Here is a 24,342-nt window from a genome sequence, read left to right on the forward strand (position 1 = left end):
GCTGTAATTGCGAGTGCAAAAGTACTGCTTTATTTCGCTTTTCCTAATGTTAATTTCGCATTGTTTGATATTTACGGTGATTTACTTAGGTTGTTTTACCTTGTTTTTGATGGTGCTATATATCTTGTTAAGCCATTGGTTGATGTCTGATGATACTTGAAACCAAATGATTGGAACAAGAAACAGTATAGAAGCAATCGTAGATCGTGAAATGATGTCAATGATGAAATTATTTTGTTTTGGTAGTAATAATTGTATTACATAAACAATAATAATGATGATAATTGGAATAATTGTCTTCCAGGTATAGGGACTATAGCCTAAATTCAACTTCACAAATACCACTTTTATTATCATATATATTGTCTTAGATAAAAATGTAGCTAAAGCAGCGCCTATTATTCCATATTGTGGAATAAGAATAAGATTGCTTATTACTACAAGAATAACAAAAATAAATATAAAATGTGATGAGTATCTATAGTATTTTGAATTGAAAAGTATGAGATTGACCACTCCAGTTGATAATTCAAGGACATTAGAAAGGCCAATAAAAAAAATGACATATAAACCAGGTCGGTAATTCTCACCTATTATAAAGAGAATATTTTCTTGATTTATCATTAATCCTAGGAAAACCCATGAGGCAATTGTAAGTAGCGTAATACTACTTTTCTTATAAATTGAATCTATATTTTCATTATCGTTAATTTTAAATGATTCCGCAATGACTATGCCGCTAATTCTTGTTAAAGGTCTTGCTGGTATTTTGATCAGTGTTCCAAAAAAGAAAGTAATAGTATATATACCTACATCGGAAAGGGTCATGTATTTTTGTATCATTAATACATCGATGTTTAATACTAAGATACCTGAGAAACTAGTTAACATTCCAAAAAGTGCAACGCTTCCTATTTGTTTCCTTAATACAGGGTTTAGAAATTTGAAATCAGGAATGAGTTTGAGCTCATTTTGCTTCCATAGGGTATAGAACATTATTAGTGGTGGTATTGCAAAAGCAAATATATAATATTGGACAAGGTTTGAGAATGGGAATATATTAAGTATATATAGGATCAGTGCAATTAGGATAAATATCTTTTGTATCACTTCTTTCAGAAATGCTCCTTTTAATGCATTGTATAAAGAGCGATAATAGGCATCGGTAATATTGTAGAGAAGAATAAAGAGGGATAATGGAATGATCCAAATAAAATATTTGCTTAGGAGAGGGGACGCCATAAAATCTTTAACCATGAATAGTTTTTCATAGAAATGAAAAAGGAACATAATAATAAACCACCCCACCATTGAAATAATTAGGAATAGGCCAAGAAAACCATGGTGATTGGTTTTGGGATTTCGAAAATAGGGGAACATTCGTACTGCAACAATAGAAAAGCCTAATCCTGCAAATTGCGCAACCAAGGTAGCATAAGATACAAGGACTCTTAACAAACCAATATCTTCTTCAAGTAAGAATTTTGGCATTAAGTATCCAGTGGTGATGAATCCTAAAATTACTCCTAGGTAAGAAAGGACTAGACCATATATGCTTTGTTTTTGAATTATTCCCACTTCTTATTTTTTGGCTAAAGTAAAAATAAATGTTTAAGCATTGATCACTGCATTTTCTATTAATTCTTTATATTTGCTGATTAACTAAAATTAAATAATGGAGAATAGGACAAAAGTCTGCATTATAGGAGGAGGAACCATGGGAACTTCTTTGGGTAATGCATTGGCAATGAAGCCAGAATTAGAAGTGACCATTATATCTATTGAAGAAGATGTTGTTGACTCTATTAATAAGGACCAACTAAATACCAAATACTTTCCTAATACTAAACTTACTTGGAGATTACGAGCCACTTTAGATGTTAAAGTATTATCCAATTTTGAATTTGTTTTTTTGGCCATACCTTCTTCGGTCATATTTGAGTTTATTGAACAACATAAAGGATTGTTTCATCCGGAAGTAGTATTAATTAATTTGGCAAAAGGTTTAAGTAAAGATGAACATTATACTATTGCAGAAAGCTTAATCTCAAGAACGGATTATAGAATTGCGACTTGGAAAGGACCTACATTCGCTCGAGAACTAATTAATAACATGCCAACTGCTTTTACGGTAGGGGCTGCAGATATTACTTTGTTTCCAATTTTCAGAGACTTAGTAAAAGGTACATGTATTCATTTGGATTATTCTACAGATATAAGAGGAGTAGAGTTGCTAAGTGTATTGAAGAATATCTATGCTATTGCTTTAGGTATTGTTGATGCTCAATATGATTCTCCAAATCTTCGTTTTTTGTTTCTGACAAAGGCTTTCAATGAAATGAGAGCTATTCTTTTAAAATTTGGTGGCAGAAAAAAAACAATATTTAAATATTGTGGATATGGTGATTTTGGTTTGACTGCTTTGAATGATTTAAGTAGAAACAGAACTTTAGGTCTTTTAATTGGTAAGGGTTTTTATAGTGAAAGCAATTCGAATCTGGTTTTAGAAGGGAAGATGGCTGTTGATGTATTTTGTAAAATGATTGCTGAAGGAAATTTTGAAGAGGAGTATCGTATTATTAAAGAATTAAGGATAGTTTTATCTGGGAAATACGATATAGCAAACTTTATTCACGAAATATTATCAGAGACGGAAGAGCTTCCTATAGATTAGAGAAATACTTATAAGCTTAAGATTATTTTAGATAAATTTTGACTTAGGTTCTGGCGGCTGTAGCTTTCTATATTTTGACTTTGGAAAGGAGTTTGATTTAAAAAGTATTCCTTATATAGAGAATCAATTTTATTCTTCATTCCATCGGAATCATCATAGCCAAATAGCTCACCAGCTTTTGTCTGCTTTAGAATATCATCAATATCCCCATTTTTTGGACCATGGGCTAGTATTGGCTTCATGGCTGCCAAATATTCAAAGAATTTACCTGTTAGTATTCCTTTGGAATCTTTAGTGTTGGGGATGAGTAATAGTAAGATATCAGCAGATTGCATATGTTGGATAGCTGCGTCATGGGTTACTTGTCCTACTATATTTACATCTTTGCTCCAACTTCTATTTCTTAATGCTTCTAATATGGGTGGTGAAACTTTGCCTACGAGTTTTAATTCTAAAGGAATTCCGTTTTGTAGACTCCTCTCAAAAGCATCGAAAAAAGGAGTAGGCTCATATATTTCTGCCATAGTTCCCACATATGCGATAGTCAGTGTCTCGTTTTTTTTATAAAGGCTCATTTTGAAGTCACTTTCATCATAACCATTTGGGATAATATGGATTTTATCTAATGTGATCTTCTCCGATTTATGGGCGAAAATATTTTTCAAACCTGAGCTAACCGTGACAATTTTGTCACATTCAGTTAGTACTTTTTTCTCAAGATTGGCATCCATTTTCTTAACAAATGGAATATGCAATAAATCTTTATAATAATAAATATCAGTCCACGGATCTCTCATATCGCAAATCCACTTGAGGTCGTATTTCTTTTTCAGTTTCAAACCAATTAGATGAGTAGAGTGGGGAGGCCCCGTGGTAATGATAGTGTCAATATTTTCTTCTTTGATTAAAAGTTCTGCTTTATTTAAAGCGTATCTATTCCATCCTTTACGAGGATCGGGAATAAAGAAGTTTCCTCTAATAAAGCGAGAGATGGTTTGCATGGTTGTCTTTTTGTTCACATTGGCAAAACCAGCATAAGGTACATTTTTCTTTCCTGCAAAGAAGGAAAAGATATTCAATGGCTCAAAAGAATTGGTTTTAATGATTCTCTGATTTTCTTTGACTTCTAGGTTAAGAGATTCGTCTATTTGAGCGTATGAAGCCTGTTTCTCATCAACTGTGATAATGATGGGTTCAATATTAAAGTCATGAAGGTATTTGGTGAATTTCAACCAACGCTGAACACCTGCGCCTCCTGCAGGTGGCCAATAATATGTGAATATCAACACCTTCTTTTTGGGCATTTATTCTTCTTTTTTGGTTTTACAATATTTAATCTCTTTTCCAATGATGGCAAGGAAAGCAAGAATAAGAAGAATAGAGCCCACTAATGCTATTTTCTCTCCAGTATAATAACTTTCTGGAAGAAATTTAAATTCAACTTTATGTTTCCCGGCTGGAATTATCAAGGCTCTTAAGGTGTAGTTAGCCCTGAAATGAGGTGACAATTCACCGTCGATATATGCATTCCAACCTTTATCATAATATATTTCACTAAAAATAGTTAATTGCTCAGTTGTTGAATTAGATTCGTAGACGAGATGGTTTGGCTTGTAGTTTAATAATTTAATGGTATTACCAGCAAAAGAAGACGATTTGTAATCACCGATTTTAGATTGGTATCTCTTATCAATGATGGCTGTGGTTTTGGTATTGATGCTAGCTAATTTGTCAATTTCTTCATTGGCATTATCAGCCCATTCAATATGTTCTACAAACCATGCATTACCATTGGCGTAAGGATTTGGGATAGGTTGCGCTTGGGGATTGTAGATGATATACTTGGTATTAAGCATATTTAATGTGGGTACATTTTGTAGGGCTTTATTTACTTCGGTAAAACCTCCTGCACTTTGTAATGTGGAAATAATATCATTGACTTCTTTTTGCAATCGTAAATCGATTAAATCTTGGTATCTACCCAGTTTAGCGGAATGATATCCTCCAATTGATTTGTGAAAATAACTTGTCGCTCCATCGTTGAATGGGTTTCCTAAATTCAAGACACGATAATCTAGACTCTTGTCGGCTAGTATTGCTTTGTCAGCTGTGGAAGCAACATAAGGAGTGTCTATTTTTCTTGATCTTTCAAAATGGCCATCATTGATATATCTTCTATTTATGGTAAACATATCGGCCAGCAAGAGTACAGCGAAAATGGCTAAGAAAATGGTTTTATTTATTTTCTCCAAAGAATAAACATAAAGGGCAGAAGCTATTAAAAGAATGAAAATAAAACTTCGCATTACATCAGCTTTGAAAATACTAATCCTTGCCATTTCAATATTTGCAACTAATTCTGCAGCTCTTGGATTGTCGCCAAATGCATCGATTTCCATTTGACTTAAGAAACTGAAAAATACAGTTGGAAGAATATAGAATATTAATAATAATCCTCCTGTTGCTCCAAATGCTATAAAGAATTGCTTCTGCTTTTCTTGAATAATTCTTGGCTTTAATATGATTTCCTTCACTGCCAAGATTGCCAAAATAGGAATGGTGAGTTCTGCGAGTATTAAGATCATGCTTACAGCTCTGAATTTATTATATAGAGGAAAATAGTCGAGGAAGAAACTGGTTAAAGGCATGAAATTCTTTCCCCAAGCTAAGGTCAGGCTGAATATTGTTCCTGTCAGTAAAGCCCATTTCATCCATCCCTTTACATAAAATAATCCCAATACAAATAGAAAGATAATAATAGCTCCGGCATAAGTTGGCCCAGACATGATGGGTTGATCGCCCCAGTATGAGGAGATTCTGTTTTGGGAAACCACTTGTCTCATTTGTGGCTCCATAAGCTCCATAGCTTTTTTATTTGCTGCTAATGCGCCAGAACCACCACCTTTAACATTTGGTATTAATAAACTCCAGCTTTCCCCAATACCATAACTCCATTGTGTGGCATAATCTTTATCTAATCCACTGGTTTGAATATTTCCATCTTTTACCAATTCTGATTTTCCTCGCATAGATTGGGCAGAATATTCTGAAGTGACCAGAAGGTTAGTGATATTTGGCATAACAGCCAAAATGGCTGCAATAATTAATACTGCAGTAGCTTTGAAAAATTGAGGAAGCTCGTTTCTTTTAATATGGTCTATAAGTATAAATACTCCAACGATTATAAGGAAAAGTAAGAGATAGTATGTAATCTGGAGATGATTTACAGAAATTTCAAGAGCAGCAAATAGTGCAGTTAATATTCCTCCGAGTAAGTACTTCCCGCGATAGGTCAAAATAATGGAGCCTAGAAGTGGCGCCATATAAGCTAATGCCAGTGCTTTGGTATTGTGGCCGGCTTGAATAATAATGATGAAATAGGAGGAGAAAGCAAAGGCAAAGGAACCAATTAAGGCCAGCCATGGATCAACTCGAAGTATAAGTAGAAGGATAAAGAAACCTATAAAGTAAAGAAATAGGAAATTGACAGGACGGGGAAGTCCTAGTTGCAATATTTGATGAATATGCTTTATCCAATTGTTAGGATATTTAGTAGAAATCTGATAAGCAGGCATTCCTCCAAACATGGAATTAGTCCAAAGTGCTTCTTCACCAGTTTCAGCTCTATGATCTTTTATTTCTTTCGAAACTCCTTTATAAACTTTTATATCATGCTGACTCAATTGCTTCCCCTCTAATATAGGGTTCATAAATATGAAGCTAATGATAACAAAAGATATAATAGCTACTAAATATGGTAATGCTTTCTTGAATAGGTTTTGATTATTCATAGATTTATGGCTTATTGGTTTCTTCTTTTACTTCTTCAAAATCTACATAATCTCCCAATTCTTCTTTGGCTGGATTATTTGTTGTTTCTTGTTTTTGACTTGAAGTATTGGAATTAAAATCTTGTTGATTGAAATTGTTATTGGCTTGATTCATATTCTGTTCCATGTTTTTTTGCACTTTTCTGAAGAAGTATTTCATAATATATGGAGCCAAGAACCTCACTATATAAGGAGTGATAAATATAATGAGTAAAATAATAAATAAGGTATTCATGTTTAAATAATTTTTTGCGAATTTACTGAATACCCACTAATCCCCAAAATTGGAGAGCTAATTATTGTTAAATGATGTAAAACAATCGATAAATTGTATTTATTGAATGATAACTTTCTGGTGTGAAATATATCCATTACTAATAAAACTGAATAGGTAAACTCCTTGAGGATATTTAGTCATGTCATATTCTATTATTTCATCTGCATTGGTGAATTCATCAATCAAACTCCCATTCATATTATAGATTTTGATATCAAAGTTGATCTCAGTCTTAGAATCAATTTGTAATTTATTAGTAGCAGGGTTTGGGTAAATAATAAAACTATCTTTAAAGTCAATATTGCTAGTGTTATTGACTTGAGGGTCATTTGTTTCTTCATAAAGCTCACAAAACACTTTTAATTGAGGCCTAAGTTCTGGATTGCTATGATCAGATGAGCAAAAATTCATCATTCGGTAGTATTCTTCTGTTTCTAATTTTAATAAAAAACCAAAACTCTTTTTTGGCATTGCCACCATGTCCTCAACTAATTCAGTAACATCAATATTTGGATAGTTTTGAGTGGGAAAATCGGAGGAGGGTATGGTGACTTTGTTCTTGTCTGTATATTCAGGATGGGTATTCCAAGTGACTTTATTTTCTTCCCAAGGCGAAATTACTCGATGAAGAATGCAAGCATTTGATCCAGATAAAGTAGAATGCTGACCAAATTCTTTATTTACATGATCCCAGGCATAGAGTGATAAGATGGCTTTTTTAATTTTTGCATTTGAAGGTAATTTTTTCAAATCAAAGTCAATAAGGTTTCTTACTACTCCAGGTGTTCCTCCAAAAGTCCATGCATTGGCTGCAATTTGAGGATTGTCCCCATAGTTGTTATTAATCTCACTAATTAATCCATGAAGAATGGCGTCTTTTCCTTCTCTTGACCCAGGTTGAAAAACAAAGCAGGTATCTGAGGTTGGATTGGTTTCTTTGTATTGAATGATTAATTGAGGATGTTTTTTACTATTCTCATGGTCACTGGAACAAAAACTCATCATTCTATAATAGCTTTCTTCTTTTAGTTTGATAAGGAAACCATAGTTGTTATAGTTTATTTGCTTTTTTACCATATTTGTGACATCAATTCTAAGGTAATCTTGATTTGGATAAGTAGAAGCTGGAATATAAACTTTTCCAATGTCAGCAATAGAAGGTTGGGTATTCCAAGTTACTTCTTGCTCATTCCAGTCTGATGTAACTTGATAGAGGAAACATTCATTGGATCCACTAATAGTGGAATGTGGTCCAAAACCATTTTCTGCAGCCCAAGCATATAAAGATAGGTGAGCACTAATGATGATGGCATCTTCAGGGATTTCAGAATAATCAAAGCGAATGATACTTCGAACAGTACCAGAAGTTCCTTGATAGGTCCAAGTATTAATATTAAAACTGGGTGTGTTTCCCCAGTTTTTATTCATTTCACTTTCAAGTCCATGAATTATGGCATCTTGACCAACTCGAGCATTGGGTTGTAGAATTAGTGTTGTTTGTGCAGAAACAATAAGAGGTAATAACCAAACGATGATTAATGAGAATATAGCATTTTTCATATCGGTATGATTTTCATACAAATATATAATATTTTGCAAGTTATTGCAATTTAATTTATCAGTAAAAGGACAATGGGCCCTTTTGAATGGTTGATTCATAAAAAAAGCCTAGAAAAATCTAGGCTATTGCATGATGTATTTTTCTCACGAACTAAAAATACAGGTCGCGTTCACCTTTTTTAATTCTTTCAATTCTATCTTTTATTTCATCTACTTTTTGGAATTCTTTCAATTCCTCTAACTGTTTCTCAATAACTTTCCAACCTTTTATAGCAGTAGATTCTTTTCCATAATCTTCAATATATTCAGCTAAAGTGAGTATCGCATTGGCAGAACAATATCTTTTAATGAATCCTGGAACTGAAAATTCCATAAAATGTTCACCAGTTCTTCCTAACCTATAACACGCAGTACAGAAGCTAGGTAAGAAGCTATCGTCTAACAATTCGTCAATAACTTCTGCTAAACTTCTGTCATCGTTAATTTTGAACTGTTCTTTGTTTAAGTCTTGGGCTTGGTTTTGAGTTTCATCCTGTGAGTAGTTGCCCAATTCAATTTTTGTTCCTCCATCAATTTGAGAAACACCATAGTGTAAAACTTCTTTTCTGATTTTTTCGTTCTCCCGAGCGGTCAAAATCATTCCAGTATAAGGAACAGCTAAACGTAGGATGGCCACCAAACGAGTAAATTCTTCGTCACTAACGATATATTTGTCATCCTTGTTTATCATGGATGCATCTTGTAGACGTGGGAAACTAATAGTATGGGGGCCCACATTATAACAAGCTTCTAGGTGATTGGTATGGCGAACCATAGATAATACTTCGAATTTCCAATCGTGAAGTCCAAATAAAGCGCCAATTCCAACATCATCAATTCCTGCTTCCATAGCTCTATCGAGAGAAGTTAGCCTATTGGCATAGTGTTTTTTATGACCGCCTAAATGGTATTTTTTATATGCTTCGGGGTGATATGTTTCTTGGAAAACCTGATAAGTTCCGATACCGGAGTCTTTGACAGTTTTGAAACCTTCAATATCAAGAGGAGCTGCATTTATATTAACTCGTCTGATCTCTCCATTACCTTTTTTTACTCCATAAACTAAATCTACTGTATGGGCAATGTATTCTGGCGTGTAATGAGGATGCTCCCCATAAACCAAAATCAATCGTTTTTGTCCATTATCCTCTAAAGCTTCTACTTCTTTGATGATTTCTTCGTCGGTAAGTGTTTTTCTAATAGCGTCTTTATTGCTTGCTTTAAAACCACAATATTCGCAATTGTTTACGCATTTATTACCAATATAAAGTGGTGCAAAAAGAACGATTCTATTACCATAGACATTCTTTTTTAGCGTTCGAGCACCTTGTTTGATTTCTTCAATCAAAACCGGATCGTCTGCATTTACCAAAATTGCTGTCTCTGCCATATTTAGCCTTTGTTTGCTCAATGACTTGGCAATGACTCTTCTGACTTCTTCAGCTGTGCTTTTTGTAGTTGATAGTAACCCTTCAATTTCATCAACATCAATAAAAGGCTGCATGGAAACATCCTCTAATTTATATTTTTCTGGCTTGAACTTCATGTTATAATGATGCTTGTTAAATAAATAACAAAATTACACTAAACTTTGGTTGTGGCACATTATTTAACGGAGTTTTGTCACATTCAATGGTAATTTATTCTTTATAAAAATAATATAGGTATTCAATTACCTGAATATGAGATGCAGTATGTTTTCTAGGTCGGCAACTTTAAAGGGTTTGCTAATGTATTCATTCATTCCGGCCTCTATAAATCGTTCTCTATCACCTTTCATGGCAGCTGCTGTCATCGCCACTATTGGAATGGGATTGGAGATTGAGTCCTCTTTTTCGTGCTTTCTGATCATGGCGGTTGTTTCTATGCCATCCAATTCTGGCATATGAACGTCCATTAGTATCAAATCGTAATGTTTTTCTAAGTATTTTTGATAGGCTTCGATTCCATTTATGGCCAAATCGGTTTGATGACCAAACTTTGTCAAAGTCATTTTCGCTACTTTTCGATTGATTTCATTATCATCCACCACAAGAATGATTTTGCGCTCTAGTTTGCTTTTATATTGAGGCTTGATAGCTTTCTTTTTAGGAGCTTCAGAGGATGGTGTATTCAGAATCAGGTTGAAGGAAAAAGTAGAGCCCATATTGGTTTGACTTTTTACTTGTATTTTTCCACCCATCATTTTTACTAAGTTTTTAGAGATGGCTAATCCTAAACCTGTTCCACCATATTTCCGAGTTGAAGAAGCATCGGTCTGAGAAAATGACTTGAATAGTTTTTTCTGATTATCAATGGATATTCCAATGCCGGTATCTATAACTTCAAAAAGAATACAATGCTTCCCATCATTACAGTTTTCTTCTTTTATCTCTAAAGTGATTCCTCCTTCTTGAGTGAATTTTATGGCATTATTTACCAAATTAATGATGATTTGTTTGATCCTTAAAATATCTCCATTCATCATATTAGGGATATTGTCATCAATTTTTAATTCAAGTTTCAAGCTTTTTTCTTTGGCTCGAATTTCAAGAGGTTTAAGAACAGATTCAATTTCCTCTCTTAAATTAAAATTGATAAATTCTAATTCTACTTGTCCAGCTTCTATCTTTGAAAAATCTAGGATGTCATTTATAATTTCCAATAAATTATCAGAGGAAGTTTTGATAATATCTAATAAATCATTTTGTTTTTTTGTAATTTGAGTGTCTTTAAGAAATTCCACCACGGTGATGATTCCATTCATAGGTGTTCTAATTTCGTGGCTCATGTTGGCCAGAAATTCACCTTTGGTTTTATTGGCGACTTCGGCATATTCCTTGGCAATGGCTAATTCCTTATTGTTTTCAACCAATTGTAGATGATTCTTCACTCGAGAAAGTAATTCCATTTTTCCGAAGGGCTTTTTTATAAAATCAACTGCGCCTGCGTCGAAAGCTTGGGCTAATACTTCTTCAGAATGATCAGCAGTAAGGAAGATTACTGGGGTTTCACTATTGGTTTTGTCTTTTTTTATTTCTGTACAGACTTCTAAACCATTCATTCCAGGCATTACATAGTCCAATAAAATAATATCAAATTTTTGGCTACGAATTTTTGTTAATGCTGATTTACCATCTTTGGCGGTAGCTACTTTATAGGTTTGGGTTTTTCTTAATATTCCTTTGAGTAGATCCAAATTGGCATCAGAATCATCAACAATTAATATTTTGCTAATTGAGTTCATGTTTTTTCTTGTAGTTCAAATATAATCAATTTTATTTAAGATTGCTAATCTTTGATGTTTTTGAATTATCGTATGTATTTAATTTGATTCTACTCTTAAGTATTTGGCTGGTTTTTCTCTTTTGAAGCCTATTATCTAATAGCTATTTTAATCTGAAGAGTTATATGAATCAATGATTTTAACTTAAGAGCACATGAGATTAAATGATATATTCGTAGCCTAAAAAAACTGTATGAAATCATTTAAATATAGCTTGGTTTTAATCCTTGTTTCTGCCATTTGGGGATTCTCTTTTGTTGCACAAAGGTCGGGGATGGATTATGTAGGCCCCTATACTTTTAATGGAGTGAGGTTTCTTTTGGGAAGTTTGTCATTGCTTCCGCTTTATTTTCTACAAAAAGATAGGAAACGATTAAAAATAGAAGAGTTTAAGAAAATTAGCCTAGCAGGATTGATATTAGGCGTGGCGTTATTTATAGCTGCTAGCCTTCAGCAAATAGGTATGCAATTTACAAGTGCTGCAAATGGTGGTTTTATTACGAGTTTATATGTGGTTTTAGTACCCATATTCTATTTGTTTCTGAAGAGAAAAGTTGGTTTGCATATTTGGTTCGGTGCTATTTTAGCAGTTGTTGGTTTGTATTTTCTAAGTGTAAAAGAAGGACTTTCTATTAATTGGGGTGATAGTTTGGTTTTAATAAGTGCGGTATTCTGGGCTATTCATGTGATGATGATTGGTTATTTTGCACCAAAGTATGCTATTCTCTTACTTTCCATTATTCAATTTACCATTACGGCTATTTTAAGCTTAAGTGTAGCTTTTGTAATGGAAGATGTCATTTGGACACAAATTCTAAGTGGATACATCCCTATTATATATGGTGGTATTTTTGCAGTAGGAATAGCCTATACATTACAGGTTTTTGCACAAAAGAAAGTGGCTTCGGAACAAGCGGCAATTATTCTTAGCTTTGAGTCGGCATTTGCCATGCTCGGGGGATGGCTTTTGTTGAATGAACAACACGGATGGAGATCCTTAATGGGAGCAGGGTTAATGATGATTGGAATTGTAATTTCGCAGATAAATTGGAAAAAATCATAAATATGAAGACAAGATTATTAGGTTTAGTTTTATTGTTTTTAGCAAGTGGCCATTTTGTTGTGGCTCAGAACAAATCAAAAGTGGAGCTCTTTTTAGCTTCTATTGATGGTGTTGATTATGAAAAAACCTCAGCTGATTCTATTTCCCCTGAAACTTACACCTTATATATAGATCAATATATCGATCATCAAGATGCAAAAGCGGGTCAGTTTACACAAAAATTATATTTGACTCATTTAAACGATAGCCTACCTACAGTAATGGTGACCGAAGGCTATGGAGCTGGAGGAAATTTTTATTCGGAGCCAGCAAGGATAATTGGTGCCAATCAAATCATTGTTGAGCATCGTTATTTTGGTGAAAGTGCACCTGATTCTATGAATTGGGCACAACTAAATACCGCTAATGCAGCAGCCGATCATCACCATGTTTATAATACTTTTTCAAAGTTTTATAAAAACCATTGGATAAGTACTGGGATTTCTAAAGGAGGACAAACCAGTATTTTTTATAAATACTATTACCCAGAGGATATGCATATTAGTATGCCTTATGTGGCTCCTTTAAATTTAGAGCAGGAAGATGTGCGCATCAATTGGTTTTTGCGTCATGTGGCCACACCAGAAGAGGATGCCATTATATTGAATTATCAAAGGTTGATGTTACAGAATTTCGATAAAATATTTCCAAAATTTAAAGCAGGGGCCGATAAGAATGAGCAAAAGTTTGCTATAAACGATACGGCAGCTTATGAGTTTATGGTTTTAGAGTTTCCTTTTTCTTATTTTCAATGGGGAAGTCTTGAATTAGAAGATATACCAAAAAAATATAGTAGACCCAAAAAAATGATGAAACCCATGTTCGATTTGGGTTTAGTGAGTTTTTATTTTGAATCTACTTTAGATGAACTCATGCCATTTATGGTTCAGGCTTATCGTGAATTGGGTTATTACGATTATGATTTGGACTCTTTACAACCTTATCTACGAAAAGTGGAAAACTCTAGTAATATTGCTTTTGTTCCCGAAGAATTAAGGTTTGAATATGATGCGGAAATTATGAATGAAGTATACGATTTTATCCATAATGAAGGTAATAGGATGATTTATGTCTATGGTGAATTAGACCCATGGAGCAGTACTTCGGTAAATCCAGATTCAAGAGTAGATGCCATTAAACTGGTTTTATCTGGTGGATCCCATTCAACACGTATCCGTCATTTTACTGAAGAGCAGCAAAAGATGATCAAAGAACAACTCGAAAAATGGTTGCAAAATGACTGATTTTATAATGAAATATATGGTGTCCATTTCAGATATTAATTATGGTGGTCATATGGGGAATGATAAGTCTTTGGCATTGTTTCACGAAGCTAGAATCGGCTACTTAAAAAGCTTAGGATATTCGGAGATGAATATTGGTGAGGGATTGGGGATTATTATGAAAGATGCGCATGTGGATTATTTAGCTGAAGTTTTTCATGGCGATGAGCTGATGGTGAAAGTTAGTTTGGGTGAGCAAAAAGGGCCTTTATTCCATTTGAACTATGAAGTAAATAGAGTTTCTGATGCGAAAATGGTATTCACTGGACGAACAGGGATTTTAGCTTTTGATTACGAAAAAAGAAAAGTAGTGAGGACTCCACAGGTGTTTTTCCATAAAATAAAAGAACATTATGGCTATTAAAGCGCTTGTTTTTGATTGGGGAGACACCATTATGCGTGATCTTCCTTTTGAAGGAGCCATGAAAGATTGGCCATTGGTATCTTTGGTTTCTGGAGCTGAAGAAATTTTGAAGCAATTGCAGAAGAAGTATACAATTGTGATGGCCAGTAATGCTGATGATTCTAGTTCACAAGATATTGTTGAGGCCTTAAAAAGGGTAGGAGTGTCCCAATATTTTCATCGTGTTTTTTCCTCAAGCGATATTGGTTACGAAAAACCGCATCATAAATTCTTTCAATATATCCAACAAGAATTAAAATTGGAGGAGTCTGAATTGGTAATGATTGGCAATAGTTGTGAAAAAGATATTGAAGGAGCAAAATCGGTGTCTTGGAAAACTATTTGGTTCAAAGAGAATAATAAAAGTAAACAAGAATGTGAGCAAGCCGATGCCACAGTATATCATATGAGTGCCCTATTAGAAATTATAGAAAACATATAAACCATGAGTGAATTTAAAGAATTTTACCAAACATTTTTAGATAAATTAGAAGAAGCCAGAAAAGCGCAAGATTCTGTTACCTTTCAAAAGCTAATGCATGTAGTTGAGCCCAACTGGCAGCAAGAAGATCAAGAAATATTTGCCGATTATTGTCAGACCAAGGCTGGCTTATATGCGCTTTTTGGAGAGAACCTAGATATGGATGATTGGATGAGCAAGGCACTTCAGTTTTCGAATAGCGAAATGCATACACATATTTACTTCAAATGGCTGTCATTGTATTTCCATCAGTTAAGGGCTTTAACTAAAGAATCTAAGATAAAAGGAAACTTTAGTTCTATTTTCAATGTTTCGGAGCAAGCCATTAAATTAGAAAAGGATTATTATACTAAGCTAGCATTTGAATCCATGAGAATCCTCAGTTTGGCTGCACTTGGAAAACACGATGAGGTAAAACAAGAGATTCAGTCTTTAAATTTAAAAGATGTTCCAAGTAAATTGGTGAATGACTCCACTAAACTTCAGTATTTCTATGCTAATATTTATAAGCTATTGGTGGCCACATTAGAAATTAGGGATGCTAAACTTTTGGAGAAAATTCTAAAAATGATCACTATTGATGATGCTTTAATGGCTTCGAGTGCTCCGCTGTTTAGAAAGTTCAATACTGTTGTAATGGATTTAGCAGATATGAGACCAGAAATGGCTGCCGATTTCAATTATTTTTATCAAATGCGAAAGCAATGGTCGGGATTCTTGCCTAACTTTAGTCTATTTACTATGATGATTGAAGAGGAGAATGTGAAGGGGTTAGATTTCTTTTTCGATTCTTTGTAGGAGGTAGTTAATAGATAACAGTTAACCGATAATGGTGAATAGGTGACAGTTAACAGTGCATGAGTTGTAAATTGCTTTTGGTAAGTTGAAGTTCATTGAGCCTGCAGAAATAACCAGTATTAAAGCTTCAGTTACCATTTAACGACTAGTAGATATCAGTTACTAATTTTGAGGTTCAGAAGTTTAGAGGTTTAGAGTACTGTATAGCTAAATCATAAATATGTATAGCAAAATCGAAGTTTACAACCAACTTTAGTCATTCTATGAACTTTGTATTCTAGGCGCTTCAACTACTTTATACTTTAGTCACTTCAAGTACTTTATGAACTCTTAATTATATTCTAGCTTTATGGCGAAGATGTAAATCGGCTAATGCAATAGCGCTTACTGCCTCTACTATCACTGGCATTCTTAGGGCGATACAGGCATCGTGTCTACCTTTTACATTGAGGTTTTGTACTTTGTTTTCTTTGAGGTTGAAAGTTTGTTGACCTTTGGTGATGCTACTTGTGGGTTTCACGGCTACTCGTATCACCATTTCATTACCATTGGTGATTCCTCCGTTGATTCCTCCTGCATGATTGGTTTCGGTGGTGCCCTCTTTGTCGATAATCATATCGTTATTTTCGCTACCCGTCATTCTGGCTGCCTGAAAACCACTTCCTATTTCCATTCCTTTAACAGCTGGTATAGCGAATAGTGCATGACCCAAAACGGCTTCGGCTTTATCAAAGAAAGGCTCTCCAATTCCTATGTCTAGATTTTGGATTCTACATTCAATGATACCCCCAACAGAGTCATGGTTTGCAATAGCTTTATTTAAAGCTGCATCTATGTCTGCTTGTCCACCCACTTCAATTACCTGTGCATCAAAATTAACTCCTGCTAATACCTTTTTAGCAATAACACCAGCAGCTACCAAACCGGTAGTCACTCTTCCCGAAAAATGACCTCCTCCTCTATAGTCATTAAAGCCTCTATACTTTTTAAATGCGGTAAAGTCGGCATGGCCTGGGCGCGGACTATTTCTGATATTCTGGTAATCGCCAGAGCGAGTGTTTTTGTTTTCGAAGATGATGGTGATGGGGCTTCCTGTGGTTTTGCCTTCAAAAATTCCAGATAATATTTGAGGTTGATCGGCTTCAACACGAGGAGTGGTTCCTTTTTTTCCAGCTTTTCTTCTTTCAATATCTTTTACAAAATCTTCTTCAGTAATTGAAATTCCACTTGGGCATCCATCTATAATAATGCCTACAGCAGGTCCGTGAGATTCTCCAAATATGGAAATACGATATAGGGTTCCAAAACTATTCATAGTAATAGGTAGTGATTTAAGTTTGCGCAAACCTAAAAAATAATACTACAAGTAGATTCTTAAATTCCTCATAAAACAGCTTAATTTATATTTGGTACAGGGAATTAATTTTGTTTTTAAAATGATTCTAGATAGGCTTTTGGTTTAATGTTTTTTTGAATTTGTTTAATTAAAAATTAAGCTTTCTTTCTCCCACGTAAATACAATACCAATCCAATTAAAGCCAGTATAATAGAAAAACCAGGTAAGGCATCCGCTTCTGAACTAAGGTTTTCATAAATCTCAATGTCTATATAATCACCTCTTTTTATTTGAACTTGAATTTCTATGGTTTCGTCCACGGTAGGACTGTGACTATAGGAGGTGCCATCGTGAGTAACTCTCTTTTCTCCAATTTCTCTTTCTGTGATAGAAACTAATTCTTCATCGAATAAAACCAATTTTTGTCTGTCAAGAATTTTAATATCAGCCTCAAAATGTGGTGGTTCATAGGTGCCAGTCATTTCTTCATCTACTCCCCAAAACTTAATTTCGTAGGTTTGGTTGGCCAAAACAGCTACATCCATTTTTTCAATATTACTGGAGGATGCTCTTTTTGAAAATATTTCTTTTTCATTTTTTTGGTTGGCAGAATAGAAAAAGCCAATGATTCCAATTACCAATAATGCAATGCCTATGTATTTTTTCATTTTCAAGATTTTAGAGTAATAAAAATACATAAGAACCGGGATAAAAAGTTATAGGATTTTTATTAGATGAACTCTTTTCTAGATTTATAGCTTTTGAACTGATATTTGCTCTAAAAATGTAAATTGTTATTAAATAGGTTAGCCAGAAACAATAATATGTTTCTAGCTATTATCGAAGTGATTAGTATTAAACAATCAACTATAGATTAGAATTGGTAATTGCTGAAATTGAAAACTAAATCATCTTCGACTAATGTGCTGGTATATGTTGTAACATCTTTTTAGATTGTTTTTTTTTGCATATGTTTTTTAACAAACCAATACATCCTATTTTTTTATATTTATTTACGTACTTTTAATTCTACATCACGTATTCTTTCAGCATGTTCATTTATCCGTTGTTCTTGATTTGCTAAAAGTTTACTTAGGAGTTTTAACTCACCTTTTTGTGTTTCTATTTTAATTGATAAATCTTTCATTACCTCAATTAATGTATCCAGTTTCTTTAGTTTTATATTTTTATTCTACTTCTATATATTTAATAAATTGAGATGCAAATATGGAGCAGAATATGTCTGAAATCAAGTTTCTTGATTAGCTTAAGGATTATGATTTTAAAGATTGGACTAATTCTCATGAGAATAAAATCAAGCAATAGCGTTTTTATCAGTTGCTATTGCTGAAATTCCTTTAGTCTGATTGAGAGAAATAAGCTTATACTTATATACTTTGATTAATCGACTTAGTTATAATATTTATTTGCTCTGGAGCCAGTTCCATATGTTTTATTAATAATAGGCATTCTTCAATAGTTTGTTCTTTTGCAGAACCTAAGGCTGCAATTTGCCAACGTATTTATAGCGTTTTAAAGAAACTTCTGTTTCTGTTCTGCCAGAACGATAAGAAGTAGTTCCAAAAGGATGATACTCCTCATAAGAGATAATAGCCGCAGTATCATCAAGTTCAAGAGCTGCAGAGCCTAAATGATTATCATATTGGTAGCGGATGCTAGGTGCTGAGTTCTGGATACTGGTTGCATTCTCCATCGTTTTAGTTTCTATGGAAACTATCTTTTTCTGGTCATCAGAAACATGCAAAGTTTCTCTTTCAAAATCTAAGGTACCTGCTACCGATTTACGATAAACTTCGAAACCTCCTAAATAGACTCGTTCTTCTACGATTCCACCAGTTTTCTCAATTACCTTTCTTACTCTTTCGCCTCCGACATCGTAGACATAGTATGCAGTTCCACCACCTCCTAGGTCTACTTCTTTAAGCTCGTCTTTGTAATCCCAGAGCATGGAAGCAAGATGTGGCATAGAAAGCATATTACCATGTGCATCGTAGGTATATTCGGTTACATTTTCTGTATGTACTAATAGTCGATTCGTATTATTGGCAAAATCATAATAATAATCACGAGTCCAGTTTCCATTGGATTTCATTTCCATCATATTGCCCAACTCATCATACTCGTATTGCTGTGTAAAGTTTTGCATGGCATTACTAGCAGTGTTGGGTAAAGCAATATTATCTACAAGATCTGTGTTTGAGGGCATTTGCAAACTTGTTAGCTCTCTTCCTGTAGCCGTTTTTAACCTATATAGTGCATCGTAAGTATATGCTCCTGTTGGTGCAATAACAGAATTATTATAATAATGCGTTTGCTGGGCATTATCTGTAATTTGAGTGATATTACCCACAGGGTCGTAGGTATAATTAATATCTTGTAAGATATCTATTCCAGTATTACGAGTTGTTAATAACCTATTTAACCTGAATGTCTCCTTGTCGTACTCATACTTGGTTTTACTGCCATTGCCATAATAAATCTCGGTTCTTTGGCCTTTTTCGTTATAATTGATATTGGTTACCGCAAGAACACTAGTTGTGCCTTTTACTTGGGCATGTACTGTCTCCAATAAACCTGCTTTATTATAAGTATAGGATTCCACAGTAGCATCTGGCTTAGTTATTTGCATAGGACGGTTCCCCGACGAACCTCGTTGTCGGGATTTGATTCGACTAAGCACTCCATTCTGTAGTGCAGTCTCACATAACATAGCGTCGTAAACAAAAGCCTGATTATAGGAGTGGTTCGCATCGAGAGATGGAGAATTGTCCCAGTCTATGGTATTTTTATAATTGGTTAGCATCTGCGTGGTCAAAGATAAATTTTTATTCAACACTTTTTTGGAAAAAGTGTTCAAAAACATCCGCTGAATATTATTGCCTACTCCAATGATATTTCTTCGGAAAACGGAGAACTCCTTCTTTTAGCTTCCTCCTGCGTCGGAATCTAACGTTCGTCAGACATGCTCCGTTTTTTATCCTGCTAAATATCATTTCCGCTTAACGGCAATACTATTAGGCGGAGTAGACTTTCTTTGAAAGTCTTTAAAAATGCGACCTGATACTTTACTGCTTTTCTTAGGGAAAGATGCGGCGTGAGTTTTATTTGTTACCTTCTCAACTTCTAAATTTACTCGTTCTTCTATATGCTGAAAATCTCTCAAATGCTCGTGTTTATTGCCAATCAAAGATAGTTGATTCTATGGAAACCTCCCCCAGGAAACAAAGAAAAGAGACCCTTTTTCAAAAGTCTCTTTTCTCATAAGCGCCATATCGTACACTACCCATATGGTACACTACTACATGTTATTCACTTTTCAAATAAAAAATGGAATGGTTTAAATCATCTTTTGTTAGAAATTTCACTAATTTATTAATTGAATCATATTCAAAACTAGATGAACTATAGGTGTCCAACATAGTCTTTGTAATAAAAATGTGATTTGAAATAATGCCTTTTTGATCTAATATTATTTCACAATTCGAGTTTAAACTGGATTCATTAATTTCAAAAATATTCATAATATATGTTCTTTTATGTGATTCAAACTTTCCAGTGCCAAAAACTAAATAATACAAATTATTATTTATACTTGCTCTCCTGTTAAAATTCCCAAAAATATAATATAGGTTTATTCGAAGTATTAACTTTGCCAGACTAAGTAAAGTCTATCCATTAACTGAGTGGTTGAAATATAAAGCTCAAATACGAGGCTTGTGAAATCATAAAAATCAAGGAGCCCCGACAGAAATCGTCGGGATGACTGTTTTATGGTGAGCATATAAAAGTAGTTGACTTTATAGATTAACACTAAATAAAAAATGAAATGAGTAACACCATAGACGCATTAAACTGGCGATATGCCGTTAAGAAGTTCGATACTAAAAAAATTTCTGCTGAAAAATTAGATATTATACTAGAAGCTTTGCGCTTAACACCATCCTCTCTTGGTCTTCAGGCTTGGAAATTTCTTTTAGTTGAAAACCCAGAAGTTCGTAAACAACTACTTCCAGCTACTTTTAATCAGGAGCAAGTGATAGATGCTTCTCACCTTATTGTATTGGCCAGAAATACAAAATTAGAGGAGGGCGATGTGAAAAAATGGACTGAGTATTTGGCTCAAGAAAGAAATATGCCTCAAGACAAAAAAGATGGTTTTCATCAAATGATTATGGGTTATTTGAGTTCACAAGACGACGAGAATAAAAGCATCTGGTTAGCTAAGCAATTGTATATTGCATTAGGGAACCTCATGACTGTTTGTGCTTTAGAAGGAATCGATTCTTGTCCTATGGAAGGATTAAATCCGGCTCAGTATGATGAGATTCTAGGTTTAGAAGAAAAAGGATTAAAAACGGTGGTGGTTTGTCCAATCGGTTATCGTTCTGCCGATGACCCTTATCAGCATGAAGCTAAAGTGCGATACCCAGAAGAAGAATTATTTCTTAGAGTATAATTCTGATTAAAGAATTTTTTAAAGACTGCCTTAGCCCGAGGTGGTCTTTTTTGTTTAACAGAGTTCATAATTATTATTTTGTTGGCACAAGGATTTCATTAATTTTGATCAATAAACAAATTTATCACAACGATAATAAATCTACAATGAAAAAACTATTAAAAAGCATGGGATTTCAAATCCTTGCAGCCATGGTGATTGGTGTTTTGGTGGGTATGTATATGGGAGAAGATGCCTCCATGTTTGCACCGCTCGGAACTTTATTTATTCAATTGATTAAAATGTTGGTGGTGCCCTTGGTAGCCTTATCTATTATTAGTGGTGCAGCTGCTCTTGGAGCCACTCGTTCCGCAGGAAAGATTGGAATTTCAACCTTGGCTTATATTTTTATCTCTACCTTTTTTAGTGTGGTGATTTCCGTGGCCTTGGGTCTGATATTTAAACCAGGGGAGGGTGTTGATATTTCTAGTGCCGCTGCTATGATGGAGACCACAACTCAGTTGACCAAATCCACTGCTCCTGGCTTTTGGGAAACCATAATAGGAATAGTTCCTGATAACATCTTTGAAGCATTAGGTTCTGGAAACATCCTCCAGATTATCTTCTTTGGTTTGTTTATGGGTATTGGTTTATCTACCATGCCAGCAAAAAGAAAAGACCCCATTATCAATTCCATCAACTATCTTTTAGAAGCCATGATTTGGATGATTAAGGTGGTGATGTACACAGCACCAATTGGTGTATTTGGTTTAATGGCCGATTCTGTAGGTTCTTTTGGTTTCGAATTAATATTAAGTGTTTTGAATTTGGTTTGGGTATTCCTTATTGGCATCCTTCTAATAGGGATAGTTTTTTATCCATTAACCATCAAGATATTCACCAAGCAAAATATCATGGAATTCTTTAAAGCCATGACTAAACCACAATTGGTGGCCTTTTCAACTGCTTCTTCTTTAGCAACACTGCCATTAAATATGGAAACTTGTGAGAAAGAATTTGGTGTAACAAAAGAAACCACAGCTTTTGTTTTGCCTTTGGGAGCTACTATAAATATGGCAGGAAATGCCATGTATTATGCTTTAGTGGCCTTGTTTTTTTCTCAGGTTTATGGTATCGATTTAACCATGGCACAGTATACTGCTATCATTCTTACCTCTACGGTGGGAGCTGTAGGACAAGCAGGAGTTCCAGGACCAACCTTATTAGTGGTTGCGGTTCTAGTTGCTGCCGATATTCCAATTGATGGCCTCCCCATTCTTTATGCTTTAGATAGGGTTTTCGATATGATTAGAACCACCTTGAATATCACCGGTGATGCAGCAGCTGCTATTATTGTTGATAAATTCAATCAAGTAAAAGAGTAATTTATATATTTAGATATTCTTTGAAGAAAGCTTTAGGATTCGTCTTAAAGCTTTTTTTTAGGTGTTATTTGTTGATAATGCGTGTTTTATCTTGTTTTGAAACCTGTGATTAATGGTTCTAGTATTTCTTAAAATCAATCTCATTTTTAGCTTTTCTGTAAGGAATTATTCTTTTCTGAGTCTACTTCCTCAAATAGCTCGAATTAGTAGTTCTACTCTTAATATGAGCGCAGTAGTAAAGCTGAAATGGACTTAAAAGAAATAGTAAGCAACATTAAAACACAAACACAATGATTAAAGTAAAATCTATTATTCTATTGGCCTTAATGGCATTAGTTTTTGTAACAAGCTGTAAGAAAGATGAGGAGGCTCCAGTAAGTACCAATGGGAATTTAAATATTGAAATCTCTGGCCTTGAAGATTTGGGTAGTGATTATGCCTATGAAGGTTGGATTATAGTAGATGGTAAAGCCATTTCGTCTGGAGTATTTGAAGTAGATGCTACAGGTATGATGAGTAAAACGAGTTTTGAAGTGGCCTTAAGTGATTTAAATGCAGCTTCAACCTATGTTTTAACTATCGAACCCAACCGAGATACCGATCCTAATCCAAGTAGTGTTCATGTTTTAGCAGGTGACTTTGATGGAGGTTCTGCTTCCTTAAGTGTGGCGCATGGCGCGGCCCTTGGCAATGACTTCTCAAGTTCAACTGGAGCCTATATTCTGGCAACTCCAACCGATGGAGGTTCCGAAACAGATGAAAATAGCGGAGTATGGTGGTTAGATCCTTCAGCAGGACCAGCAGCAAGTCTTGATTTACCAGTTTTACCTGCCGGTTGGGCTTATGAAGGATGGGCTGTTGTAGATGGAATTCCAATTAGTACAGGTAGATTTTTATCAACTTCTGGTGCAGACCAATCCGATATTTATAGCGGACAGAGTGCAGATGCGCCTCCATTTCCTGGAGAAGACTTATTGATGAATGCGCCAAATGGCGTATCTTTTCCAACAGATTTAGCAGGAAAAACGGTGGTGATTTCTGTGGAACCACAACCTGATAATAGTGCGGCTCCATTTTTATTAAAACCTTTGGTTGGTGCTGTTCCTAGTGATGCTACTGATCGTACATTATATCAGATGTCGAATAATGCTGCCAATACCAATCCTTCTGGTATGGCAAAGAAAAAATAACCGAATCGAACAGAGGTTAATATTTAAGTTTTGATTTTGAATGGACAAGTCAGAGGTTTACTCCTTTGGCTTGTTTCTTTTTTATAAATGCAATCAATAATAGATTACAATTGATAGGCGCAAATATGAAAAAAACGTTCGACTACAATCCTGTCTTATACAAACTCCATTTTTAAAAACTAAATTCTTCACTTCATTTCGCCAGGGCTCAATACCTGCATTGCATTTCGTTCAGAGAGACCATGTATTATGATATATCAGAC

At 34.4% G+C, this 24,342-nt stretch carries 20 protein-coding genes; 9 read left to right on the plus strand and 11 right to left on the minus strand.

Annotation, left to right across the window (positions count from 1 at the left end):
- Positions 1-81: 81 nt before the first annotated feature.
- Complete coding sequence (locus HNS38_RS21090) at positions 82-1,578, minus strand: polysaccharide biosynthesis C-terminal domain-containing protein (protein WP_172281502.1); 1,497 nt, start codon at positions 1,576-1,578, stop codon at positions 82-84.
- 97 nt (positions 1,579-1,675) lie between these two features.
- Here HNS38_RS21090 and HNS38_RS10300 point away from each other — a divergent pair, with 97 nt between their 5' ends.
- On the plus strand, positions 1,676-2,674 hold the full coding sequence (locus HNS38_RS10300; protein ID WP_172281504.1) for an NAD(P)H-dependent glycerol-3-phosphate dehydrogenase: 999 nt from the start codon (positions 1,676-1,678) through the stop codon (positions 2,672-2,674).
- 8 nt (positions 2,675-2,682) lie between these two features.
- On the opposite strand, the gene HNS38_RS10305 is transcribed toward HNS38_RS10300, so the two are convergent.
- From HNS38_RS10305 to HNS38_RS10330, 6 genes are all read right to left on the minus strand, one after another.
- Positions 2,683-3,978 (minus strand): glycosyltransferase family 4 protein, encoded by a 1,296-nt coding sequence (locus HNS38_RS10305; RefSeq protein WP_172346410.1) that lies wholly within the window; start codon positions 3,976-3,978, stop codon positions 2,683-2,685.
- The gene (locus HNS38_RS10310) at positions 3,979-6,465 is read right to left on the minus strand and encodes a YfhO family protein (protein WP_172346411.1); all 2,487 of its coding nucleotides are present in this window, start codon (positions 6,463-6,465) and stop codon (positions 3,979-3,981) included.
- A 4-nt stretch (positions 6,466-6,469) separates the two neighbouring features.
- Positions 6,470-6,739 carry a DUF4834 domain-containing protein gene (locus HNS38_RS10315; RefSeq protein WP_172281510.1) on the minus strand — a complete coding sequence of 90 codons (270 nt, stop codon included), beginning with the start codon at positions 6,737-6,739 and terminating at the stop codon, positions 6,470-6,472.
- Positions 6,740-6,838: 99 nt separating this feature from the next.
- On the minus strand, positions 6,839-8,341 hold the full coding sequence (locus HNS38_RS10320) for a DNRLRE domain-containing protein (RefSeq protein ID WP_172346412.1): 1,503 nt from the start codon (positions 8,339-8,341) through the stop codon (positions 6,839-6,841).
- A gap of 151 nt (positions 8,342-8,492) precedes the next feature.
- Complete coding sequence (gene hydG, locus HNS38_RS10325) at positions 8,493-9,926, minus strand: [FeFe] hydrogenase H-cluster radical SAM maturase HydG (RefSeq protein ID WP_172281514.1); 1,434 nt, start codon at positions 9,924-9,926, stop codon at positions 8,493-8,495.
- 126 nt (positions 9,927-10,052) lie between these two features.
- Positions 10,053-11,606 carry a response regulator gene (locus tag HNS38_RS10330; RefSeq protein WP_172346413.1) on the minus strand — a complete coding sequence of 518 codons (1,554 nt, stop codon included), beginning with the start codon at positions 11,604-11,606 and terminating at the stop codon, positions 10,053-10,055.
- 232 nt (positions 11,607-11,838) lie between these two features.
- Between HNS38_RS10330 and HNS38_RS10335 the strand changes: the two genes are divergently transcribed.
- From HNS38_RS10335 to HNS38_RS10355, 5 genes are read left to right on the plus strand one after another with little or no spacing between them, the layout of a single operon-like run.
- Complete coding sequence (locus HNS38_RS10335; protein ID WP_172281518.1) at positions 11,839-12,708, plus strand: DMT family transporter; 870 nt, start codon at positions 11,839-11,841, stop codon at positions 12,706-12,708.
- A 2-nt stretch (positions 12,709-12,710) separates the two neighbouring features.
- Positions 12,711-13,991: a S28 family serine protease gene (locus HNS38_RS10340; RefSeq protein ID WP_172281520.1), complete on the plus strand. Its 1,281-nt coding sequence runs from the start codon at positions 12,711-12,713 to the stop codon at positions 13,989-13,991.
- On the plus strand, positions 13,984-14,394 hold the full coding sequence (locus HNS38_RS10345) for a thioesterase family protein (RefSeq protein ID WP_172281522.1): 411 nt from the start codon (positions 13,984-13,986) through the stop codon (positions 14,392-14,394). The genes HNS38_RS10340 and HNS38_RS10345 overlap by 8 nt, the downstream gene beginning before the upstream one ends.
- Positions 14,384-14,875, plus strand: coding sequence for an HAD family hydrolase (locus tag HNS38_RS10350; protein WP_172281524.1), 492 nt, complete (start codon positions 14,384-14,386; stop codon positions 14,873-14,875). Before HNS38_RS10345 ends, HNS38_RS10350 begins: the two co-directional genes overlap by 11 nt.
- A gap of 3 nt (positions 14,876-14,878) precedes the next feature.
- On the plus strand, positions 14,879-15,712 hold the full coding sequence (locus HNS38_RS10355) for a hypothetical protein (protein ID WP_172281526.1): 834 nt from the start codon (positions 14,879-14,881) through the stop codon (positions 15,710-15,712).
- A 334-nt stretch (positions 15,713-16,046) separates the two neighbouring features.
- Here the strand turns inward: HNS38_RS10355 and HNS38_RS10360 are convergent, their stop codons facing one another.
- The 4 genes from HNS38_RS10360 to HNS38_RS10375 form a co-directional block, all read right to left on the minus strand.
- On the minus strand, positions 16,047-17,027 hold the full coding sequence (locus tag HNS38_RS10360; RefSeq protein ID WP_172346414.1) for a chorismate synthase: 981 nt from the start codon (positions 17,025-17,027) through the stop codon (positions 16,047-16,049).
- Between the two features lie 176 nt (positions 17,028-17,203).
- Positions 17,204-17,716, minus strand: coding sequence for a hypothetical protein (locus HNS38_RS10365; protein WP_172346415.1), 513 nt, complete (start codon positions 17,714-17,716; stop codon positions 17,204-17,206).
- Positions 17,717-18,057: 341 nt separating this feature from the next.
- On the minus strand, positions 18,058-18,195 hold the full coding sequence (locus HNS38_RS10370; protein ID WP_172281532.1) for a hypothetical protein: 138 nt from the start codon (positions 18,193-18,195) through the stop codon (positions 18,058-18,060).
- Positions 18,196-18,546: 351 nt separating this feature from the next.
- Complete coding sequence (locus tag HNS38_RS10375) at positions 18,547-19,884, minus strand: RHS repeat domain-containing protein (RefSeq protein ID WP_172346416.1); 1,338 nt, start codon at positions 19,882-19,884, stop codon at positions 18,547-18,549.
- A 1,011-nt stretch (positions 19,885-20,895) separates the two neighbouring features.
- Here HNS38_RS10375 and HNS38_RS10380 point away from each other — a divergent pair.
- From HNS38_RS10380 to HNS38_RS10390, 3 genes are all read left to right on the plus strand, one after another.
- Entirely contained in the window at positions 20,896-21,525 is a 630-nt protein-coding gene (locus HNS38_RS10380; RefSeq protein ID WP_172346417.1) for an NAD(P)H-dependent oxidoreductase, read from the plus strand.
- A 146-nt stretch (positions 21,526-21,671) separates the two neighbouring features.
- Positions 21,672-22,889, plus strand: coding sequence for a dicarboxylate/amino acid:cation symporter (locus HNS38_RS10385; protein ID WP_172281539.1), 1,218 nt, complete (start codon positions 21,672-21,674; stop codon positions 22,887-22,889).
- Positions 22,890-23,179: 290 nt separating this feature from the next.
- Positions 23,180-24,079 (plus strand): anti-sigma factor, encoded by a 900-nt coding sequence (locus tag HNS38_RS10390; RefSeq protein ID WP_172346418.1) that lies wholly within the window; start codon positions 23,180-23,182, stop codon positions 24,077-24,079.
- The last annotated feature ends 263 nt before the right edge of the window (positions 24,080-24,342 follow it).

It is taken from the genome of Lentimicrobium sp. L6 (assembly GCF_013166655.1).
Taxonomy (GTDB): domain Bacteria; phylum Bacteroidota; class Bacteroidia; order Bacteroidales; family UBA12170; genus UBA12170.

Coding starts and splice junctions, on each gene's coding strand:
- HNS38_RS10370 (WP_172281532.1), bottom strand. CDS start 18,195: ATGAAAGATTTATCAATTAAAATAGAAACACAAAAAGGTGAGTTAAAA.
- HNS38_RS10390 (WP_172346418.1), top strand. CDS start 23,180: ATGATTAAAGTAAAATCTATTATTCTATTGGCCTTAATGGCATTAGTT.
- hydG (WP_172281514.1), bottom strand. CDS start 9,926: ATGAAGTTCAAGCCAGAAAAATATAAATTAGAGGATGTTTCCATGCAG.
- HNS38_RS10340 (WP_172281520.1), top strand. CDS start 12,711: ATGAAGACAAGATTATTAGGTTTAGTTTTATTGTTTTTAGCAAGTGGC.
- HNS38_RS10365 (WP_172346415.1), bottom strand. CDS start 17,716: ATGAAAAAATACATAGGCATTGCATTATTGGTAATTGGAATCATTGGC.
- HNS38_RS10355 (WP_172281526.1), top strand. CDS start 14,879: ATGAGTGAATTTAAAGAATTTTACCAAACATTTTTAGATAAATTAGAA.
- HNS38_RS10310 (WP_172346411.1), bottom strand. CDS start 6,465: ATGAATAATCAAAACCTATTCAAGAAAGCATTACCATATTTAGTAGCT.
- HNS38_RS10350 (WP_172281524.1), top strand. CDS start 14,384: ATGGCTATTAAAGCGCTTGTTTTTGATTGGGGAGACACCATTATGCGT.
- HNS38_RS10360 (WP_172346414.1), bottom strand. CDS start 17,027: ATGAATAGTTTTGGAACCCTATATCGTATTTCCATATTTGGAGAATCT.
- HNS38_RS10305 (WP_172346410.1), bottom strand. CDS start 3,978: ATGCCCAAAAAGAAGGTGTTGATATTCACATATTATTGGCCACCTGCA.
- HNS38_RS10315 (WP_172281510.1), bottom strand. CDS start 6,739: ATGAATACCTTATTTATTATTTTACTCATTATATTTATCACTCCTTAT.
- HNS38_RS10385 (WP_172281539.1), top strand. CDS start 21,672: ATGAAAAAACTATTAAAAAGCATGGGATTTCAAATCCTTGCAGCCATG.
- HNS38_RS10345 (WP_172281522.1), top strand. CDS start 13,984: ATGACTGATTTTATAATGAAATATATGGTGTCCATTTCAGATATTAAT.
- HNS38_RS10320 (WP_172346412.1), bottom strand. CDS start 8,341: ATGAAAAATGCTATATTCTCATTAATCATCGTTTGGTTATTACCTCTT.
- HNS38_RS10380 (WP_172346417.1), top strand. CDS start 20,896: ATGAGTAACACCATAGACGCATTAAACTGGCGATATGCCGTTAAGAAG.
- HNS38_RS10335 (WP_172281518.1), top strand. CDS start 11,839: ATGAAATCATTTAAATATAGCTTGGTTTTAATCCTTGTTTCTGCCATT.
- HNS38_RS10330 (WP_172346413.1), bottom strand. CDS start 11,606: ATGAACTCAATTAGCAAAATATTAATTGTTGATGATTCTGATGCCAAT.
- HNS38_RS10300 (WP_172281504.1), top strand. CDS start 1,676: ATGGAGAATAGGACAAAAGTCTGCATTATAGGAGGAGGAACCATGGGA.